The sequence below is a fragment of the Flavobacterium sp. 22659 genome, assembly GCF_052044235.1.
Taxonomy (GTDB): domain Bacteria; phylum Bacteroidota; class Bacteroidia; order Flavobacteriales; family Flavobacteriaceae; genus Flavobacterium; species Flavobacterium johnsoniae.
In genome coordinates this window covers 57,779-77,041 of record NZ_JBQEMU010000013.1, presented here as the reverse complement: position 1 = coordinate 77,041, position 19,263 = coordinate 57,779, and the positions used below count along the sequence as shown (strand labels likewise).

The following is a 19,263-nucleotide window of genomic DNA, read 5'->3' as shown; positions in this document are numbered from 1 at the left end:
TGAACTGCCCCCAAAAAGTTAGACACTATTTGGGGGCATTTTTATGGAAAGAAAAGTCAAGTACAATTGTGAATTTAAACTTCGTTGTGTAGAAGAAGTTATGAAAAGGCATAACTCGGTTAAAGGCACAGCTAGAGCAAACAAGATAGCTGAAAGCAACCTTACATGCTGGATTAGCCGCTATAATGAATTTGGAATTGAAGGTCTTTTACCAAGGCAGAAAAATAAAGTTTATACTGCAGACTTTAAATTAAAAGTAATACAAACCATTGAAAATAAGTCTTTATCTTTGGATGAAGCCTGCTTGATTTTCAAAATTCCAGCGCAGTCAACCATAATTAGCTGGCAAAGAAAATATGCAAAAGATGATTTGGCAGGCTTAGAACTTAAATCACGTGGCAGACCAGCAGTTATGAATTTTAAGAGAAAGCAACGAAAAACAGACAAACCTTTAACCAGGGAAGAGGAACTCTTAAAGGAGTTAGAGTACCTGCGCGCTGAGAACGAAATTCTAAAAAAGTTCAACGCCTTAGTTCAAGCCGAGCAAGCCAATCAAAACAAAAAGCTCAAACCATAATGGAATTAAGGCATAAGTATGATTTAGATCTTTTGCTAAATTGTATGAACATGGTTAGAAGTACGTATTATTACTATGAAAAGAAAGGTCAGGTAATCGATAAATATCAAGAGATAAAAGATTTAATTAAACAGATTTACAATTATCATAAGGGCAGGTTAGGATATAGACGTATTACTCTATTACTCAAAAAAGAGGGGATTTTAATTAATCACAAAACAGTGCTTCGATTAATGAAATTTTTAGGATTAAAAAGTCTAATCAGAATCAAGAAGTACAGATCGTATAAAGGAGAGCAGGGAAAAATAGCCCCTAATCTACTGCAGCGCAATTTTAAGGCTGATATACCTAATCAAAAATGGGCAACCGATGTGACTGAATTTAATGTTTCTGGCAATAAATTGTACTTATCGCCGATAATCGATCTGTTTAATGGAGAGATAATTAGCTATGAATTATCGCAAAGACCAGTGTTTAATCAAGTTTTAAATATGCTTGAAAAAGCATTTAAAAAAATACCCGATAATACTAATCTGACTCTGCATTCTGACCAAGGATGGCAGTATCAAATGATACAATATCAGCATTTATTAAAGAAAAAAGGAATTATGCAAAGCATGTCCAGAAAAGGCAATTGTCTTGATAATGCGATAATTGAAAACTTCTTTGGAATATTAAAATCAGAGTTGTTTTATCTAAAAAAATACACTTCCATTAATCAATTGAAACAAGAGATTATCGAGTATATAAATTATTATAATAATGACAGGATTAAACTTAATCTAAAAGGAATGAGCCCGATACAATATCGAGCTCATTATTATAAAACTTAATTATTAATTTGTCTAAACTTTTGGGTGCAGTCTATTTTTCAATGTCTTTTTTTTGATTAAACCTTAACAGTTTCTATAATTTTATCCAACGTAATCGGTAAATCTCTAACACGTTTTCCTGTTGCATTAAAAACGGCATTTGCAATGGCAGGCGCCATTCCGACTAAAGCTGTTTCCCCAAGACCTTTTGTTCCCATTGGGTTGCTGATTGGATCTTTTTTATTGACGAAGAAAACTTCCTGCTTTTCAATATCAGCATTTACGGGAACATGATAATCTGCAAAATTGTTATTGATCGGACGTCCGAAACGATGATCGATTTCTAATGCTTCCATTAATCCCATCCCGATACCTCCTACTGCACCGCCAAACATTTGTCCAGCTGATGTTTTTTGATTAATAACCGTTCCAATATCAGCACAAGAAACCACGTGTGCCAATCGTATTTTCCCTAAATTCAGATTCACTAATACTTTTACAAAATGAACTGAAAACGAATAAATAGAATATTTCTTCGCTTCTTCTGCTCCCTTTGAGAGATTTTCAACTTCTAATCCTTCTAATTTATTAACGGTTAGTAAAGAAGTTAAAGCAAGCGTTTTTGTTTTGTCTTTTTTAGAAGAAATTAAACCATTTTCAAAAGTTAAATCCGTAATGGCGATTCCCTTAAAAGTTGGATTTTGCGCTGCCAATTCCAATACTTTACTAACTAGTAAATTACAAGAATCATGCACTGCAGAACCAACAGACGAAGTCGTAGCCGATCCGCCCTGCGTAGGACCTTTTGGTAATCCGCTTTTTCCCATTTCAATGATGACATTCTCGGCAGGAAGACCTGTGATTTCAGCTCCAATCGCCGTCATCATGGTTGCTGTCCCGGGTCCCATATCATTTACACTGCATTGCAGTACTAAATTTCCATCTGGTAAAAATTTTGCTTTTACAGAAGTCGGGCTTCTATAACAGCCAAAAGTTCCCGTTCCCATTCCGTAGCCAACCAGCCAGTTTCCTTCTTTCACAGAACCCGGTTCATTTTTACGGTTTTTCCAGCCAATGCGCTCCATTCCGCCTTCGTAACATTCCAGAAGATATTTACTGCTCCATGGTTTATTTTGTTCCAAATCTTTCTCGGCATAATTCAGCTTTCGAAATTCAATCGGGTCCATATTTAATTTATGCGCCAGTTCATCCATGGCACATTCTAAGGCAAAAGAACCTGTCGCTTCACCCGGGCCGCGCATCCAAATTGGTGTGCAGGTATCCAAAGGCACAATTCTATAACGAGTCGAAACATTGGCACAATCATAAATAAATCGAGACATGTTTACGGTTCCTTCCATAAAATCCTCGTAGCTAGATGTCATGGCAACGGCTTCGTGCGTTAAGCCAGTAAGTTTTCCGGCTTTTGTTGCGCCAAGACCCATTTTCTGAATCGTATAAGGTCTGAAACCTACATTGGTAAACATCTGCTCGCGGTGTAAAACTAATTTTACCGGACGATTTAATTTTTTAGAACCAATTAAGGCTGCAATTTCATACGGCCAGGTGTGTAATCCCATACCGAATGCACCACCAAGATATTCAGAATGTACCTCAACATCTTCAATTGAAACTCCAAAAACTCCAGCCACACTTTTACGCGTTCCTTCAACACCTTGGCTTTTAGTATATAAAACAGGCTTATTTCCGTCCCATTTGGCAATAATATTGGCCAGTTCCATTGGGTTATGCACTTCTGTTGGAATGGTGTACTCGGCTTCTAAAATTACCTCTGCATTTTTATATCCGTCATGTTCACCGCGATGGTAATCATTTCCTTTATCTGTTTCGACTTTTTTCTCTTTATCAGCTGCTTTTTTTAGTTCAGTCGAATGTTCTTCTTTAAAATAATCGGCTTTAATTAAACTCGCCGCATATTGCATACGCTCAAAAGTATCGGCAATAACCAAAGCAATTGGCTGATCGTAATACAAAACCGAATCGTCTTTGAAAATCTGCAAAGGCTGACCAAAATTATGTTTGTCTTTTGCTTTTTCGTAACCAACAGGTTTATCTACATTTAAATGTGTAATAACCGCCAAAACTCCCGGCGCCCATTCGGCTTTTTTTGTATCAATGGTTTTGATTCTTCCTTTTGCAATCGTGCTTCCAACCAAACAGGCATACACAACACCAGCCGTTTTATATTCTGCCGAATAAGTTGCTGAACCCGTTACTTTAGCAAATCCGTCAACTCTATTAATATTACTTGTCTTGCTCATAATTCTAATTATTTTGATGCTGCTATAGTAAGTGCTTCTGTTATGGCATTGGCTCCAAGTGTAATCTTAAAATCATTATCACCGTATCCTCTTGCGCCTTTCATTGATAAATTGGCCGCTTGTCTAAATGTTTCTTCTGAAATTGTTTTCCCTTTCAGAAATTCTTCCGCTTCTGTTAATCGCCATGGTTTATGCGCGACACCTCCCATTGCCAGTCTAACATCATTTATCACATTATTTTTTAAGTCTAAAGCCACAGCGACAGATACCAATGCAAAGGCATAACTTGTTCTGTCACGAACTTTTAAATAATGTACATTTTTAGTGAAATTATTATCCGGAATTTCAACTGAGGTAATCAATTCTTTATTATCCAAAGTATTGTCTTTTTCGGGCGTATTTCCAGGAAGTCGATGAAAATCGGTAAATTTAATTTGTCGTTTGCCTTTTGGTCCTTCTACCAAAACCTGTGCATCTAATGCTGCCAAAGCCACACACATATCGCTTGGATGAACAGCGATACAACTGTCTGAAGCTCCAAAAACAGCCGACATTCTGTTTGAACCTCCAATCGCGCCACAGCCGCTTTTTGGTGTTCTTTTATTACAAGGCATATCAGTATTGTAATAATAAGAGCATCTTGTTTTTTGTAACATATTGCCTCCAACTGTAGCCATGTGTCTGATTTGCTGCGATGCTCCCGCCGCTAAAGCTAAAGACAGCAAAGGATATTTTTCTTTTATAGAAGCATCTTCGGCAACCTGACTGTTTTTTGCCAAAGCGCCTATCGAAACTTTTCCTTTTAAAAATTCTATTTTTTTAAGATCCAGTCCGTTAATGTCAACCAGCTTTTCTGGAGCAACCACATTCTTTTTCATTAAATCAACCAGATTGGTTCCTCCCGCAATAAACATCGCTTCTTTTTCTTTGCTGATATTGGTTACCGCCGAACCCGATGATAATGCTCTAATTATTTGAAAGTTTTTCATAGTTCCTTCCCTCCTTCCTTCACTTCGGTTATGGCATCAACAATGTTGTGGTAAGCGCCGCAACGGCAGATATTGCCACTCATATATTCACTGATTTCTTCTCTGCTGTTGGCGTGGCCTTCTTTGATACAGGCAATTCCCGACATGATTTGTCCCGGCGTGCAATAACCGCACTGAAAACCGTCATGCTTGATAAAAGCTTCCTGCATTGGGTGCAGCTTTTTTCCTTTTGAAAGTCCTTCGATTGTGGTTACCTGTGCATTTTGCTGCATGGATGCCAGAGTCAGGCACGATAAAATTCTTGTTCCGTTTAGGTGAACCGTACATGCACCGCATTGCCCATGGTCACAGCCTTTTTTGGTTCCTGTAAGCTGTAACTGCTCTCTTAACAAATCCAGTAAAGTAGTTCTTGGTTCAATGTTAAGATTGTGTTTTTTGCCGTTTACCTCGATAGAAAGCGGTACTGTTTCTAAATACTCCGCTATTTTTTCATCCCATTTATTCTCTGAAGCCATTACCAGCGAAGGCGGCGTAAAGGCCAAAGCAGTAAAAAGACCCGATTTTTTTATAAAGTCACGACGGGAATTTGAGTCATTTTCTGCTGCCGTATTCGGATTTGTTTTTTTAGAAGCCATTCTATCTATCTTTAAATTAGCAAAATCACTTGGGTATTCTAACAAATTTAACAATCTTAATCCACAAAAAGTTATGAAATTCAAACATTACTCTTATTTAGAATAATTACAATTTCGCTTTGAGATTTAACCGCAAAGAGCGCAAAGTTTTTTCTCTTTATCATCTATAAAAAACGCAAAGTTCGCAAAACTTTGTGTAGATGAAGCTTTGCGAACTTTGCGTTTTTGTAAAAATCCAGCTTATACAAATCTTAGCGTCCTTCGGTTAAGAAAAATTATGCACATTTGTTTTTACATTGAAAATTGTACTTTTACAAGACTAAGTTTTGATTTATGCCGCAGCAGCAAAATATTTATCTGGACAATAATGCCACAACCCGTGTTGATGAACGCGTTCTCGAAGCTATGCTTCCTTATTTTACAGATTTATATGCCAATTCTACAAGTCAGCATATTGCAGGATTAACGGTTAAGGAAGCAATTGAAAATGCTGCGTGGCAAACTGCTGATTTAATAAATGCTGATGCAGAAGAAATTATTTTTACTTCTGGAGCAACTGAGGCAATCAATTTGGCAATAAAAGGTCTGGCTGATCAGGAACGCAAACATATTGTTACTCTTGAAACAGAACATAAAGCAGTTATTGAAACTTGCCGCTTTATGGAAAGTATCGGCTTTAATGCCAGCTATCTTCCTGTTGAACGTGACGGGCTTTTAGATCTTAATCTTTTAAATGAAACTGTTACAGATAAAACACTGGTTTTCATTGGAATGTTTTCTAATAACGAAACAGGTGTCATACAAAATGTCAGTAAAATTTCTGCTATTTTAAAACGCAAAAATGTTCTTTTTTTGTGTGATACTACCCAGGCTGTTGGAAAAATTTCTATTGATGTAAAAGCTTTGGGAATTGATCTTTTAACAATGTCTGCTCATAAATTTTACGGACCAAAAGGAATTGGTGCTTTGTATCTTTCGGCGAAAGCCAAAATAAAACTGCTTCCTCAGATTACTGGCGGCGGACATCAGAAAAAACTGCGAAGCGGTACACTGAATGTTCCCGGAATTATTGGTTTAGGAAAAGCAGCAGAAATAGCTGTCAACGAATTAGAAAATGATAAAATCAGAATTGAAAGACTTCGAAATGCATTAGAAAAAGGGTTATTGCAATTTAAAGGTTCTTTTGTAAACGGAAATATTCAGAACCGAATTTACAATACCACAAATATTTGTTTTCCCGGGGTAAATTCAGAACAGTTAATTATGGCTTTGGGGAATATCTCGGTTTCGAATGGAGCGTCGTGTTCGGCGGTTACTTCTGAGCCTTCACACGTTTTAAAAGCAATGGGATTGTCTGATGAAGAAGCTTTGAGTTCGATTCGTTTTAGTCTGGGAAGATTTACTACGAAAGAAGAAATTGATATTGCTGTTGAACGTATTTTGACTTCGGCTGAGCAATTAGTTTTGTCTCTAAAACGCTAAGTTTTTATTAAGCCTCAATTAATTCAACCTTTGCTCCTTTGCTCCTTTGCTCCTTTGCCCCTCTCAAAAAATAAGCTTATTGTAATCTTCTTCAGTATCAATATCGATACTGCCTTTTTCAAAAGGAATTGAAGCTGTATCTTCAAAATATTTTTTAATAAGTTTCTTTGCCCCTTCCTGCCCTTTTAAATCCTGTAACTCTTTAAAGTACTTTTTGTGGAATAAAACGGGTGTTCCCACAGTTTCAGAATATGCCGAAGCCGTAATTCCTTTTCCTGTTTTATGATATTCGTTTATAAGATTTTCAAAAATAAAACTAGTCACAAAAGGCTGGTCGCAGACTGCAAAAATGCATTGTTCACAATTGGGATTTAAATGCAGTAATTCATTAAGTCCTTTTACTATTGATGATGCCATTCCGGTTTCCCAATCTTCATTAAAACAAATTGTGACATCAAAGGAAAGAAGTTCTTTTTCTATGATTTTGCTGTTTGATCCTGTTATAACAATCAAAAATGAATCCGGTACTTTTAAAGCTTCTGAAATTGTGTTTTTTAAAAGTGTCGATTCGTTGTATTGCAGCAATTGTTTCGGACGTCCTAATCTGGAAGAACTGCCGGCGGCTAAAATTACAATACCGGTTTTATTTTGAAATTTATCCTCCATAATGAATTTCATCGTGAATTTTTCCGGTTTTGAATTTCAGGGAAGTTCCGGTTTTTCCTGTGGCAAAGGCTTTTATTTCTGAAACAATTGATAAAGCAATTTCTTCAGAAGTTTCGGCTCCAATATCTAATCCAATTGGGCTGTAAATACGTTTTAATTGTTCTTCGCTGATTTTTATTCCTTCATTTTGAAGATCATCGAGCATTCGCTGCAGTTTGGTTTTGGGGCCGAGGATTCCAATGTACTGACAGCTAGTTTCTAAAAGCATTTTCAAAACCGCTAAATCGTATTTGTAATTGTGGGTCATTAAAACAAAATAGGTTTGATCGTCGATTAGAATATCTTCTAAAAAGTGTTCTGGTTTTACGGCATTTACTTTATCTGCTTTTGGAAAACGTTTTGATACAGCGTGAGTGGCGCGGCCGTCGCCAATAATAACTTTCCAGCCCAAAATTGAAGCCATTTTTACTAAAGGCTGCACATCGTTTCCTGCTCCGGCAATAACGAGCGAAATAACAGGTTTTATGTATTCTATCAGGGCTTCGGTACTGTTTTCTCCCGGAAGTTTTTTTACTGCAGAAGTTTTGGTCTGCATTACTTCATTTACATCAGAAATTAGATCTGGAATATCATTGTTACAGCTTAATACGGGACTTTCTTTTCTAAAAAATAATGCTGTTCCTATTTGATGGGCATTTCTTTTTAGATAAAAAACAGTAACTATTACGGCTTCTTTTCTTTCTAATTCCAGTTGTTGTAAAAGCTGAATGGGATTATTAGGGATTTCATCATTTATATATTCAAACAAAATATGTACAATTCCGTTACATCCAAGCTGCAATCCTAATTCAATATCATCTTCATTATTGGTATTATAAGTAATGAGTTTATTTTGTTTTTGATTAATGGAAAGCAGTGCTTTTCGCAGTGCATCTCCTTCCAGACAGCCTCCGCTTATTGCTCCTGTAAGCTGGCCATCTTCGGTAACAAGCATACGCGCTCCGGGTTGTCGGTACGAAGATCCTTCAACTTTAACGACTGTAGCCAAAGCTGTTTTTTTTCCTTCCGAATTTGCTTGTGAATAGGCTTTGAGAATTTCGCTGATTTCTTTCATAAAAATAATGTTCATCAAAAAGAATTAGAATTGATGACGCTTTCATACTTTAAAAATAAAAAAATATTATAAACTTAACGAGTGTGTTTCAGTTTATAATATTTTGAATTTAAAAATCGGGATTTGTTATTTCTTAAGTTCTAAGGAATAATTGAGTTTCGATTTTATTATTTTTTTGCTGCGGTCGAGCATATAAATCTTTTTGGTATCTGAACTAAAATAGCCGTAATAAATTTGTTTTTCGGCTGATTTGTCCCAATTTAGAATAAAAGTTGTGCCGTTTGGATCACTTTCCAGGCCTCTTTCGGTGTTAAAATTTCCTTTCTCTACAAACTCTTTTTCGGGTGATTTTCCTTTATAGATGCTGGATAATTCAAACTTTTGGTCTTCCATTGTTCCGTTTCCAAGATCGATTTTTAAAACTGTCTGAATACCGCTGCAATCTGCACAAGGCAGTAAACCTTCGTATACCAAAACATTTGTGACAACAGTGTTTTCGGTTTTTACGGCTGTTGTATCTGTTTTGGTTTTTACAATTTCATCTTCCTTTTTTTTCGAATTACAAGCCGTTAACTGAATTGCAACTGCTAATAAAATAACTAAATTTTTCATCTTCTTTAGATTTATTATTCTTTCAAATATACCAAATTTTCTTACGTTATTATTCAAAAGCTTCTATTCTCAGTCCTAATACTTAACAAATTAAAAACGATAATTTTTTCTTACAATATCATTTATGTCATCAAGTTTTGTATTTTTATCAATAGCAAAATATTTATAGTTAACTTAAAATAAAACTACATGGGAAAATTTGTAATTACCAAAAGAACCAATGGTGAATTTCAATTTAATTTGAAAGCTGGCAACGGCCAGACAATTTTAACAAGTGAAGGCTATACAACTAAAGCGGCCTGCACAAACGGAATTGAATCTGTAAAAACAAACTCGCAGGATGATAATCGTTATGACAGAAAAGAAGCTAAAAATGGTAAACCTTATTTTAATTTAAAAGCTAGCAACGGCCAGATTATAGGAGCTAGCGAAGTGTATGAAAGCGTTTCTGCCAGAGAAAACGGAATCGAATCTGTTAAGAAAAATGCTCCGGATGCAGCTGTTGATGATCAGACATCTTAAAAATATAATAAACAAAAAACGAGGCTTAAGAGCCTCGTTTTTTTGTTATAATTGACCGAATTTCTTTTTATATCGGTTTAATTCTTCTTCTGTTTTATTTAAAAGCTTTTCCAGAAGTTTTATTTTATCTTCATAGAGTTCCTTTAAGGCTTCTCCATTATTAGAATTAATTAATATATTTCCGTTGTTGCTGTTTCCTTTTACGGTATTAAAATTGTTGAAATATCTCTGACTGTCGAAACTAATAATATCTTCTACACTAACTTCTAAAATCTTCGCAATTTCAACTAATTTGACGTAAGATAAAATGGTTTTTCCTTTTTCAATTTTACTATAACCTGCCTGCGTGACACCAAGTTGATCTGCCATATATTCCTGAGTATAATTTTTTAACTCTCTAATGCTTTTTATTTTACTTTTTATTGAAGTTGCCATAAGTTTGATTTGGGTAAGGGCGTATATAGCTGAAACAGCCGCTACTAAACTTAGGGGTATTGCAGCTATAACTTTTATTTTGGAATCTAAATACTGCTTCAATTGTAGGTGAGAAATGAAGCCTGATTGTTTATTTTTTTCTAATTATAGTTATATAACCATAGACCAGAGCAATAACAATAAACGCTAAATCGTAATTAGAAACATTGTTCAATAATCGATTCATTATAATGTCTGGTTTTTTGTTTCTCTAAAATTCGGTTAAACTCAAAATTTAGGTAGTTGTCGATCTGCTTGCCAATCGCCGGGCGATCCTGAGCATTTATTTTTATTTTGGTTTCTTTTCGGTAGATATCTTTTACAATAACGAAATAATCGAACTCTGTATTGTTGTTAAATCGCATAATACTTAAAAAAGTGTAACACAATAAAGCGGGTATTACATAATAGAGTTCCATTAAATTGGTAAAAATCATGCAGTAATAGGCTAAAATGGTGACTGCAATAAAAGCTGCATTTACAAAGAGGTAGGTTCTCTTTTTTTTGAGCAGTCCAAGTTCTACAATTTCGTTAAAACTGTACTGCCATTTTTTTGATCCGTAGCAAAACTGCACTTGATCATGGGTAAGGGAAATGAACATAATAATACTAAATAATTAAAAACACAAAATTCTAAGAAAAGTTTTGGGAGACTCTTATCAGAATTTGTCTTAGGCTTAAAAAAAATGTTTTTGGAGATGCTTAAATTTATGAACACATCATTTCACAATATTACGCATAATCACCTTTTTTTTCTTACAAACCAGCTTATAGAATATAACCATAGGTTGTAATTAATTCTATTTGTATTTTTTTACTTATATTTTACTTCTCTCATTTGAGATTTTCCCTATATATTGAAAATAAAAAAGAGGACTTAGCAGTCCTCTTTTTCTATAAAATTTATTTTTCTCTAATCTAATAAAAAAACAATTAGTCCTCTAGCTCCATGCGCACCTAAAACTAACGATTGTTCGATATCTGCCGTTTTTGACGGTCCTGCAATAAAAGTCCCGAAACCATATTCCTGATTCCCTATTCTTTCATAAGCTTGCTGCATGGTTCTAACAATATCATTTTTGTGAACAATTATTGCTAAATACTGTGCAATAAAAGGCGAAACACGCTGTCCTAAAATATCATCTGTTACCCAGAGTCCGCTGTTTTCTGCAACTCCAAAATGTGCTTTTATAACTGTAAGCTCAACATCCTGAAGCGAATGCGGATCGACATTGTTCCAGTCTAAAGAAGCAATTTCTGAAAGTTCCGGAAGTGTTGTAATTATTCTTTTGTCAAGATTATAGTTTGCTTTTATATAATCGATGATTTCCTGATAGTTTGATACTTCAACAGGATCTCCGCCAATTCCTTTTAAAACCGTTTTATAAGTTTCGAGTGTATCAAAATTCTCGGAACCTAAAAGATTTAAATCCGGCAGTTCCGTAACCAAATCAGGCTGATTCGCTTTTATTCTGTTTAAAATTTCGGCTTTACTGCTCATTGTCTTTTGTTTTAGATTCTCTCGAATTTTTCTTGTACCATTCTCTAAAAGATTCCTGCGGCACATCTGGCATTTCGCGCTGGTCGTACCATTTGTTCATTTTATTATTTACCATTGCCGGAACATTTTTCATTACAAATCTTCCTGATTTTCCTGCAATATTAAAAATCGTTGGGTTTGCCAAAACTGTTGCCATCGTTTTCATGGCTATGGTTTTTGCTTTTGGCGTATAGCCGTCTTTTACCAAAACCTGACGCCATTTGTACAATTGATCGTGAATATCAATTTTTACCGGACAAACATTGGTACAGGAACCGCAAAGCGTACTGGCAAAAGGCAGATCGGCATTTTGGCTCATATCTAAGTTGGGTGCCAGAATAGAACCAATTGGTCCCGCAACCGCATTATGGTAACTGTGTCCGCCGCTTCGTCTGTAAACAGGGCATGTATTCATGCAGGCACCGCAGCGAATACACTTTAGTGAATTTCTAAAATCTTCGCGTCCTAACTGCTTGCTTCTGCCGTTGTCGACAATTACAATATGAAGTTCTTTTCCGTCTCTTGGTTTCTTAAAATGACTAGAAAAAGTCGTTATAGGCTGTCCTGTGGCACTTCTTGCTAATAATCTAAGGAAAACGCCTAAATGTTTTCGCTGTGGGATGAGTTTTTCAAATCCCATACAGGCAATGTGAACATCGGCTAAGTGTGCGCCCATATCGGCATTTCCTTCGTTGGTGCAGACCACAAATTCTCCGGTTTCTGCTACTGCAAAATTTACTCCGGTTAAAGCTACTTTTCTGGTCAGGAAAGTATTTCTTAAACTATGTCGTGCAGATTCAGTTAAATACTGAGGGTTAAAATTGCCTTTTTCGGTTCCAAGATGTTCGTGAAAAGTTTCGCTTACATCTTCTTTTTTAAGGTGAATGGCAGGCAGTACAATATGACTTGGCGGTTCTTTACGAAGCTGTACAATATATTCACCTAAATCTGAGTCGATAACCTCTATGCCTTTTTCGGCTAAATAATCGTTTAAATGGCATTCTTCTGTAAGCATCGATTTTGATTTCACCATTTGCTTTACATCATGTTTTGCCATGATCGAATGCACTATTTCGTTGTGTTCTTTTGCATCGGCCGCCCAATGTACTATTATTCCGTTTTTTTGGGCATTAGCCTCAAATTCTACTAAATAATCGTGAATATTTGAAAGTACATTGGCTTTTATTCTTGAAGCCGTTTCACGAAGAAGCTCCCAGTCATCAATATTATGAGCTGCTTTATCGCGTTTCGCACGAACAAACCAAAGTGTTTCATCATGCCAGTTGACACGTTCCACATCTTTGTTGAATTTTGTTGCGGCTTCGCTGTGCGGTGTTATTTTTTCTGATGACATTTTTAATTATTTAAAAGTCAATTTTGAAATGTTTATAATGGTTTATTTAACCGCAAAGTGCGCAAAGAAAAAACGCAAGGTACGCAAGGATCAATTAACTTTGCGAACCTTGCGTAAACTTTGTGAACTTTGCGGTTAAATTTTATACTCAACATCTATTTTTAGTTTTCGAGTGAATTTAATATTTCAGCAATATGGATGGTTTTAATTCTGCTTTTTTGCCTCTTTAAAATTCCATCTAAATGCATTAAGCAGGACATATCGCCTCCTGTAATATAATCCACATCGTGACTTTCGTGATCTTTAATTCGGTCTTGTCCCATTTTTACAGAAACGGCTTCTTCGGTAACACAAAATGTTCCTCCAAAACCGCAGCATTCGTCTTTTCTCGTTAAAGCAACCAAATCAAGATCTTTAATACTATGGAGCAATTGCTCTGGTTTTGAGAAAAACGGTGCGTTTAGTTCTGACATCTGCGAAAGTTTTAAACCGCGTTGTCCGTGACAGCTTACATGCATCCCTACTTTATAAGGAAATCTTCCGTCAATGTGGTCAATTTTTAAAACATCAGTTATAAATTCTGTCAGTTCATAAACTGTATTTCGAATTGCTGTTGCTTTTTCTTCTTGTTTTTCGTCATGCAAATGGTCTTTTACATGCAGAACGCAGCTTCCGGAAGGACATACGATGTAATCGAATCCGGTAAAATTAGCTATAAAATTGGTATCACAGCCTTTTGTTAAGTGCTCATAACCACTGTTTGCCATTGGCTGGCCGCAACAGGTCTGTCCCATCGGAAAATGAACTTCACAGCCTAATTTCTGCAAAAGCTCGTATGTCGCAATACCCACTTTTGGGTAAAACTGGTCGACATAACACGGTATAAATAGCCCGATTTTCATTTTTTATTTTTTTTATTTTTTGCCCGCAGGTTTGGCAGATTAAACCGATACTTACAGGTTTTCTAAAATTAAATCTGCTGTAATCTGCGGCATACATTTTAATGTTTGTAAAATTTCAAATCAATTAAGTCATTCTGGATTGGTTTAGGATTCCAGTTTTGGTGAATGGCCAATGCAGCTCCCAAAGCACTTGCCTGTGCCATTGATGCGGCGTAAACTTCTACATCCGGGAATGCTTCTGCCAGTAAATTCATGAAAATAGAATTTTTGCTGAAACCTCCGTCTACAAAAATTTTCTTTACCGGACTGTTATGAATGACTAAATTAGTTGAAAATACTTGTTGTTCTACCAAATCCAGCATTAATTGATGGTAGGCAGTTTCGTAGCTTTTAAATGTCGAAAGGTCTCTTTTTTGAAAAGGGCATTCTTTCAGTATATCAAAATTATACTTTTTAGGGTAAATAATCTGGAAATTTAAAGCTCTTAAATTTGATACGATGTTTTTATCAAAGTAAACTTCTTTGTATGTATCAACTGGAACGTTAAAATGTTCTGCTAAACGTTTGGTTTGTACTTCGTGTTCGTTTCCTGCAAAAAGTCTTGCTGCTTTTACAGGCTTTTCTGTGTATTGCAAATAGCATAAACAATCATTTTGCAGTTCTTCAAAAGTCAGTGCTTTGTTATTAAACGGATTTAAGGAAATACTCCAGGTTCCTGTAGATAATAATACAAACGGTTCTGTAAAGTTTATGGTATACGGAATAATGGCCGATGAACTATCGTGAAGCCCTGCTCCTACTGCCAGACCTTCTTTTGTTTTTATAACATCTTTTCCATAATAAAACGGCGGAATTTTATTTGAAATACCTTCGCTTTTGAGCCATTTATGGTATTTCATTTTTTTGAAATTCCAAAGATTGGTATGACAGCCTACGCTTGTAATATCGGTATAAGCTTCATTGGTTAAAAGAAAACTCAAAAATTGAGGCAGGTGTAAACAATATTCTACCTTTTCAAATAATTCTGGTTTTTCTTCTTTTAAACGGTAAATCTGCATTCCTGAATTTAAACTTCCCAAAACCGGAGAAGCTGTTTTTACAGCAAATGCTTCTTTTCCTTTGTATTTATTGTAAAAGTCATTTTTTAAATCCTCCGGATAATCTTTTAAATAATTATACAGAGGAGTTAAAACTTTTCCTTCTTTATCAATGTAGACAAAACTCGCACCATAAGTGCTGAAATTGATGGCTTTTAAAACATAATTGGTTAAAGCTTTTATTTCTTCTAAACGCTCAAAAATCCAGTTTTTAAGCAATTCTATATCTTCGCAGGGAAAACCGTCTTCGTCGACTGTTTCGTCGAAATTAACTGATTTTTCCCAGACAATTCTATAGTTTTCGTCAAATAAAAATACTTTTTTGTTTGTTTTACCAATATCAAAAATTGCAACTACATTCATTTTTTTAATTGTAAATTGTAAGTTGTGAATTGTGAATTGTGATTTTTGTTCAGTCTTTTATTAACTCATAATTCACAACTCACCATTCATAATTATAGTCCTGTTGCCAATGTTTTTAGTCCTCTTTCTCCAATTAGATTTTTTCTTACAGAAAGGTTTCTGTATAATTCAACCGGATTTAAAGCTGCACCAGAACGTAAACGTGCCTCAGCAACTAATGCGCGAACGTCTGTACGGAAAGCATTTTGAAGAATTTCCTGTGCTTTTACTACGTCATTTTCTTCTTGTGCTTTTTCTAATGCTTTTCTGTCTACAGAAAGTGCCTGTGCATAAGCAATCATAATAGCTTCTACAGACTGCAGTAAATCTTCTAATGGATCTTTGATGTTGTGTGAAGCGTCGATCATCCAGCCTAAATCTTTGGCGTGGTTCATTCCTCTTGCGTCCATTCCTTCAACCAATTCATTGAAAATCAAAAATAACTGATAAGGTTTTAAAGCTCCGGCAGTTAAATCGTCATCGCCGTATTTTGAATCGTTAAAGTGGAATCCGCCCAGTTTGTTTTCCATTAATAATAAGGAAACAATCTGCTCGATATTGGCATTTGGCAGGTGGTGTCCTAAATCGACTAATGTCTGCGCTTTATCGCCTAACTTTTTAACATACGAGTAAGACTGCCCCCAATCTGCTACGGTCGTTGAATAAAAGTTAGGCTCAGCACATTTGTATTCTAAAAATAATTTCCAGTTTGAAGGCAGGGCATCGTAGATTTCTTCTAAACTTTCTAATGTATTTTGATATGCTTTTCTAAAGTTTAATTGTCCAGGAAAGTTAGAACCATCGGCAAGCCAGATTGTTAATGACTCAGATCCTAATTCGATTCCGTGTTTAATAACTTCTATATTGTGTGCAATCGCCTGTTTGCGGACTGCTTTGTTTACGTTTTGTAATGAACCGTACTTATAAGTATGTTCTGAGTCTGCCTGATCCTGAAATGTATTCGAGTTCATGGCATCAAATTTTAAATTGTGCTGTGCAGCAAGTGCTTTAATAGCTTTGTAATCTTGCGGAATATCCCACGGAATATGAAGTGAAATTGCTCCCGAAGCGCTGTTTAATTTGTGAAGTAATCCAACATCTTCGATTTTTTCTTCGATTGAACGAGGTTCTCCTCCGCCTGCAAAACGTCCAAATCTTGTTCCTCCTGTTCCTAAAGCCCAAGATGGAATAGCAATTTGAAAGTCGATTAATTTTTGGATAATCGCCTCTGTATTATCAATTTCTGATGCTGTAAAAACCAATTTATTTTGGTGTTTTTTTAATAATCCCTCGTTATGAGATTCAATATGGTTTGATCCGATTATCATAATACTTTATATTTTAATAGCGTTTACAAGATATGCAATTTAACTTTATTCGTGTGTTTTTAACACATAAAAAAATCGATTGCGTAATTTAGGCATTTTTACTCCTTTATTTCAAGTAAAAATCTATGTGGCGCAAATAATTCTGAACTGGTTAAATTATATTCCTAAACTCTTTGTTTAACTTTATTTTTGGATATTCTGGTCTGTGTGCAAAATGTTATGTCTAAAAAAAATCTAACGCTCGAAATATCGAACGTTAGACCACAAAAAACCACTTTTGCTTAAACAAACTTATAAAAAAACTTAAATAATTTTTATCTATAAAAGCCCATTGCAACACCGCCGTCTACGTTTAGCGCATTTCCTGTAGATTTACCAAGTAAACCTCCAACAAAAGCAAAACAAGCATTTGCAATATCATCCGGCAATATAATTTCGTTTAGTAACGTACGTTTTGCATAGTAAGCCGGAAGTTCTTCTACTGTAACTCCGTATGCTTTTGCACGGCCTTCTGCCCATCCTCCAGACCAAATGTTTGAGTCTGAAATTACAGCATCAGGATTTACTGTATTTACACGAATTTTATCTGCTCCAAGTTCTGCAGCCATTAAACGTGTTAAGTGCGCCTGAGCAGCTTTTGCTGAACCATAACCAGGGTTATTTGGACCAGCCACAACAGCATTTTTAGAAACGATATTTACGATATCACCTCCAAAACCTTGTTTGCGCATTACTTCGATTCCGGCTTTAGAAACAATAAATTGTCCTTTAACCAAGATATCATATAATCTATCCCATTCTTCCAGAGTATGTTCTGCGATAGATTTTGAAATACTGATTCCGGCATTGTTTACTACAATGTCAACACCTCCAAAAGCTAAAGAAGCTTCGTCTAATGCTTTTTCTGTACTTGATTCGTCAGTAACATTTAATAAAGTGCTTGAAACTGCATCTTTACCAAATGCTTTAACAAACTCAGCAGATGCACCTTCTAAACGCTCTTCGTTGATATCATTGATAACAACACAAGCACCTTCCTGAGCGAATTTTTTAGCGATAGCTTTTCCAATTCCGCCCGCAGAACCTGTAATAAGAGCTACTCTTCCAGACAATGCTTTTGGTTTTGGCATACGCTGTAATTTTGCTTCTTCTAATAACCAATATTCAATATCAAAAGCTTCCTGGTGAGGCAGTGAAGTATATTCTGAAACGGCTTCAGCGCCTTTCATAACGTTTACTGCATTTACATAATATTCTGATGCCAGACGTGCCATTGTTTTATCTTTTGCAAAAGTGAACATTCCCACTCCAGGATATAAAATCACAACCGGATTTGGGTCACGCATTGCAGGAGAATTTGATTTCTTACAGGCATTATAATAGTCTTTGTACATTGCGCGGTAAGCTTCAAAAGCCGGAGCCAGTTTTGCTTTAACCGCATCAACATCTGATAAATCTTCGTTTGGATCTAATTCTAAAACCAGCGGGCTGATTTTAGTTCTTAAAAAGTGATCCGGACAAGATGTTCCTAATGGAGCTAATTTTGAAAGATCATTAGAATTGATAAATTCCAATACTCTTGCATCATCTGTATAATGTCCAATCATTTGGCGTTCTGATGAACAGAAACCTCTTAAAATTGGAGCCACTTTTGCAGCTTTTAATTTTCTATCTGCTTCTGGAAGGCTTTCAATTTTTTGTCCTCCAAAAACCGGACGTTTTTTTCCGTAGTTGCTTTCTAAATATTCAGCACATTTTTCGATTACTTCTAATGTATTGATGTAGCTTTCGTATGCTGTATCTCCCCAGGTAAATAAACCGTGAGAACCTAACATGATTCCTCTTAGTTTTTTACCTTTCTTTTCAGCTTCTTCCAAACAGCTTCTTAACTGAAGTCCTAAGTCAAAGCCCGGACGCTGCCAGCCTACCCAGCCAATTTCTCCGTCAAATAATTCTTCAGTAATTTTTGCGCCATCTTTTGCAGCAGCAATTGCAATTGCCGCATCTGGGTGCAAGTGATCGATATGTTTGAATGGAAGAAAACCGTGTAAAGGCGTATCGATAGAAGGTGCTTTTGAAGCTAAATCGAAAATACAATGGTTGAACAATTCTACCATTTCATCTTCAAACTCAATTCCTCTGTAAACATTTTCAAGATTACGAAGTCTGTCTAAGTACAAAGCCGCACAGCCAGATTTTGTTAAAGTTCCAATATCTCCCCCAGAACCTTTAATCCACATAACTTCTGAACTTGCTCCTGTTAAAGGATCTTTATCAGTAATTTTTACAGAAGTATTTCCTCCTCCATAGTTTGTCAGTCTTAAATCGGCTCCTAATAAATTAGAACGATAAATGAAAAGCGCTACTTCATCTCCCGCTAATTCTGCGGCTTTAGCATCATCCCAAAGGTAGCTTACGTGCTTAAAATTTGTATTAATTGTATTTGTATTCGACATATACTTTATAATTATTTCT

17 protein-coding genes are annotated in these 19,263 nt (G+C 35.7%); 3 read left to right on the top strand and 14 right to left on the bottom strand.

The genetic code is table 11. The features are described from left to right. Positions 1-43 precede the first annotated feature (43 nt). Positions 44-1,410 (top strand): IS3 family transposase gene (locus tag ACTJIW_RS14130; RefSeq protein ID WP_440718436.1). Its coding sequence is split into 2 segments (ribosomal slippage): positions 44-512 and positions 512-1,410, totalling 1,368 coding nucleotides; the frame shifts between segments, so codons are not numbered across the junction. Between the two features lie 56 nt (positions 1,411-1,466). On the opposite strand, the gene ACTJIW_RS14125 is transcribed toward ACTJIW_RS14130, so the two are convergent. The 3 genes from ACTJIW_RS14125 to ACTJIW_RS14115 are packed head-to-tail and all read right to left on the bottom strand — an operon-like array spanning position 1,467 to position 5,295. After that, a complete protein-coding gene (locus ACTJIW_RS14125; RefSeq protein ID WP_440716896.1) occupies positions 1,467-3,671 on the bottom strand; it encodes a xanthine dehydrogenase family protein molybdopterin-binding subunit in 2,205 nt (734 codons plus the stop codon). Positions 3,672-3,679: 8 nt separating this feature from the next. Continuing rightward, complete coding sequence (locus ACTJIW_RS14120; RefSeq protein WP_440716895.1) at positions 3,680-4,660, bottom strand: FAD binding domain-containing protein; 981 nt, start codon at positions 4,658-4,660, stop codon at positions 3,680-3,682. Continuing rightward, positions 4,657-5,295, bottom strand: a complete 639-nt coding sequence (locus ACTJIW_RS14115) for a (2Fe-2S)-binding protein (RefSeq protein WP_121360774.1) — start codon at positions 5,293-5,295, stop codon at positions 4,657-4,659. The genes ACTJIW_RS14120 and ACTJIW_RS14115 overlap by 4 nt, the downstream gene beginning before the upstream one ends. A 333-nt stretch (positions 5,296-5,628) precedes the next feature. Between ACTJIW_RS14115 and ACTJIW_RS14110 the strand changes: the two genes are divergently transcribed. Then, positions 5,629-6,777 (top strand): cysteine desulfurase family protein, encoded by a 1,149-nt coding sequence (locus ACTJIW_RS14110; protein WP_440716894.1) that lies wholly within the window; start codon positions 5,629-5,631, stop codon positions 6,775-6,777. Between the two features lie 63 nt (positions 6,778-6,840). On the opposite strand, the gene ACTJIW_RS14105 is transcribed toward ACTJIW_RS14110, so the two are convergent. The 3 genes from ACTJIW_RS14105 to ACTJIW_RS14095 form a co-directional block, all read right to left on the bottom strand. Beyond that, positions 6,841-7,455 carry a nucleotidyltransferase family protein gene (locus ACTJIW_RS14105; protein WP_440716893.1) on the bottom strand — a complete coding sequence of 205 codons (615 nt, stop codon included), beginning with the start codon at positions 7,453-7,455 and terminating at the stop codon, positions 6,841-6,843. After that, complete coding sequence (locus ACTJIW_RS14100) at positions 7,433-8,557, bottom strand: XdhC family protein (protein ID WP_440716892.1); 1,125 nt, start codon at positions 8,555-8,557, stop codon at positions 7,433-7,435. Before ACTJIW_RS14100 ends, ACTJIW_RS14105 begins: the two co-directional genes overlap by 23 nt. Positions 8,558-8,683: 126 nt before the next feature. Continuing rightward, positions 8,684-9,169 carry a copper resistance protein NlpE gene (locus ACTJIW_RS14095; RefSeq protein WP_440716891.1) on the bottom strand — a complete coding sequence of 162 codons (486 nt, stop codon included), beginning with the start codon at positions 9,167-9,169 and terminating at the stop codon, positions 8,684-8,686. Positions 9,170-9,358: 189 nt separating this feature from the next. On the opposite strand from ACTJIW_RS14095, the gene ACTJIW_RS14090 reads away from it, so the two are divergent. Then, positions 9,359-9,691, top strand: a complete 333-nt coding sequence (locus ACTJIW_RS14090; protein ID WP_012026181.1) for a YegP family protein — start codon at positions 9,359-9,361, stop codon at positions 9,689-9,691. A 45-nt stretch (positions 9,692-9,736) separates the two neighbouring features. Here ACTJIW_RS14090 and ACTJIW_RS14085 read toward each other — a convergent pair whose 3' ends face one another. From ACTJIW_RS14085 to ACTJIW_RS14050, 8 genes are all read right to left on the bottom strand, one after another. Next, positions 9,737-10,126 carry a helix-turn-helix transcriptional regulator gene (locus ACTJIW_RS14085; RefSeq protein ID WP_012026182.1) on the bottom strand — a complete coding sequence of 130 codons (390 nt, stop codon included), beginning with the start codon at positions 10,124-10,126 and terminating at the stop codon, positions 9,737-9,739. A gap of 197 nt (positions 10,127-10,323) precedes the next feature. Beyond that, on the bottom strand, positions 10,324-10,767 hold the full coding sequence (locus ACTJIW_RS14080) for a hypothetical protein (protein WP_440716890.1): 444 nt from the start codon (positions 10,765-10,767) through the stop codon (positions 10,324-10,326). A 311-nt stretch (positions 10,768-11,078) separates the two neighbouring features. Beyond that, positions 11,079-11,666 carry a LutC/YkgG family protein gene (locus ACTJIW_RS14075; protein WP_440716889.1) on the bottom strand — a complete coding sequence of 196 codons (588 nt, stop codon included), beginning with the start codon at positions 11,664-11,666 and terminating at the stop codon, positions 11,079-11,081. Further along, positions 11,656-13,059 carry a lactate utilization protein B gene (locus tag ACTJIW_RS14070; protein WP_440716888.1) on the bottom strand — a complete coding sequence of 468 codons (1,404 nt, stop codon included), beginning with the start codon at positions 13,057-13,059 and terminating at the stop codon, positions 11,656-11,658. The genes ACTJIW_RS14075 and ACTJIW_RS14070 overlap by 11 nt, the downstream gene beginning before the upstream one ends. A 161-nt stretch (positions 13,060-13,220) precedes the next feature. Continuing rightward, entirely contained in the window at positions 13,221-13,961 is a 741-nt protein-coding gene (locus ACTJIW_RS14065) for a (Fe-S)-binding protein (RefSeq protein ID WP_440716887.1), read from the bottom strand. 98 nt (positions 13,962-14,059) lie between these two features. Beyond that, complete coding sequence (locus ACTJIW_RS14060; protein ID WP_012026187.1) at positions 14,060-15,421, bottom strand: FGGY-family carbohydrate kinase; 1,362 nt, start codon at positions 15,419-15,421, stop codon at positions 14,060-14,062. 92 nt (positions 15,422-15,513) lie between these two features. Further along, entirely contained in the window at positions 15,514-16,788 is a 1,275-nt protein-coding gene (locus ACTJIW_RS14055) for a TIM barrel protein (protein WP_012026188.1), read from the bottom strand. 314 nt (positions 16,789-17,102) lie between these two features. Continuing rightward, positions 17,103-19,244, bottom strand: coding sequence for a bifunctional aldolase/short-chain dehydrogenase (locus tag ACTJIW_RS14050; RefSeq protein WP_440716886.1), 2,142 nt, complete (start codon positions 19,242-19,244; stop codon positions 17,103-17,105). Positions 19,245-19,263: the final 19 nt, after the last annotated feature.

Coding starts and splice junctions, on each gene's coding strand:
- ACTJIW_RS14055 (WP_012026188.1), bottom strand. CDS start 16,788: ATGATAATCGGATCAAACCATATTGAATCTCATAACGAGGGATTATTA.
- ACTJIW_RS14075 (WP_440716889.1), bottom strand. CDS start 11,666: ATGAGCAGTAAAGCCGAAATTTTAAACAGAATAAAAGCGAATCAGCCT.
- ACTJIW_RS14090 (WP_012026181.1), top strand. CDS start 9,359: ATGGGAAAATTTGTAATTACCAAAAGAACCAATGGTGAATTTCAATTT.
- ACTJIW_RS14065 (WP_440716887.1), bottom strand. CDS start 13,961: ATGAAAATCGGGCTATTTATACCGTGTTATGTCGACCAGTTTTACCCA.
- ACTJIW_RS14110 (WP_440716894.1), top strand. CDS start 5,629: ATGCCGCAGCAGCAAAATATTTATCTGGACAATAATGCCACAACCCGT.
- ACTJIW_RS14125 (WP_440716896.1), bottom strand. CDS start 3,671: ATGAGCAAGACAAGTAATATTAATAGAGTTGACGGATTTGCTAAAGTA.
- ACTJIW_RS14050 (WP_440716886.1), bottom strand. CDS start 19,244: ATGTCGAATACAAATACAATTAATACAAATTTTAAGCACGTAAGCTAC.
- ACTJIW_RS14105 (WP_440716893.1), bottom strand. CDS start 7,455: ATGAAATTCATTATGGAGGATAAATTTCAAAATAAAACCGGTATTGTA.
- ACTJIW_RS14085 (WP_012026182.1), bottom strand. CDS start 10,126: ATGGCAACTTCAATAAAAAGTAAAATAAAAAGCATTAGAGAGTTAAAA.
- ACTJIW_RS14080 (WP_440716890.1), bottom strand. CDS start 10,767: ATGTTCATTTCCCTTACCCATGATCAAGTGCAGTTTTGCTACGGATCA.
- ACTJIW_RS14095 (WP_440716891.1), bottom strand. CDS start 9,169: ATGAAAAATTTAGTTATTTTATTAGCAGTTGCAATTCAGTTAACGGCT.
- ACTJIW_RS14120 (WP_440716895.1), bottom strand. CDS start 4,660: ATGAAAAACTTTCAAATAATTAGAGCATTATCATCGGGTTCGGCGGTA.
- ACTJIW_RS14070 (WP_440716888.1), bottom strand. CDS start 13,059: ATGTCATCAGAAAAAATAACACCGCACAGCGAAGCCGCAACAAAATTC.
- ACTJIW_RS14060 (WP_012026187.1), bottom strand. CDS start 15,421: ATGAATGTAGTTGCAATTTTTGATATTGGTAAAACAAACAAAAAAGTA.
- ACTJIW_RS14100 (WP_440716892.1), bottom strand. CDS start 8,557: ATGAAAGAAATCAGCGAAATTCTCAAAGCCTATTCACAAGCAAATTCG.
- ACTJIW_RS14115 (WP_121360774.1), bottom strand. CDS start 5,295: ATGGCTTCTAAAAAAACAAATCCGAATACGGCAGCAGAAAATGACTCA.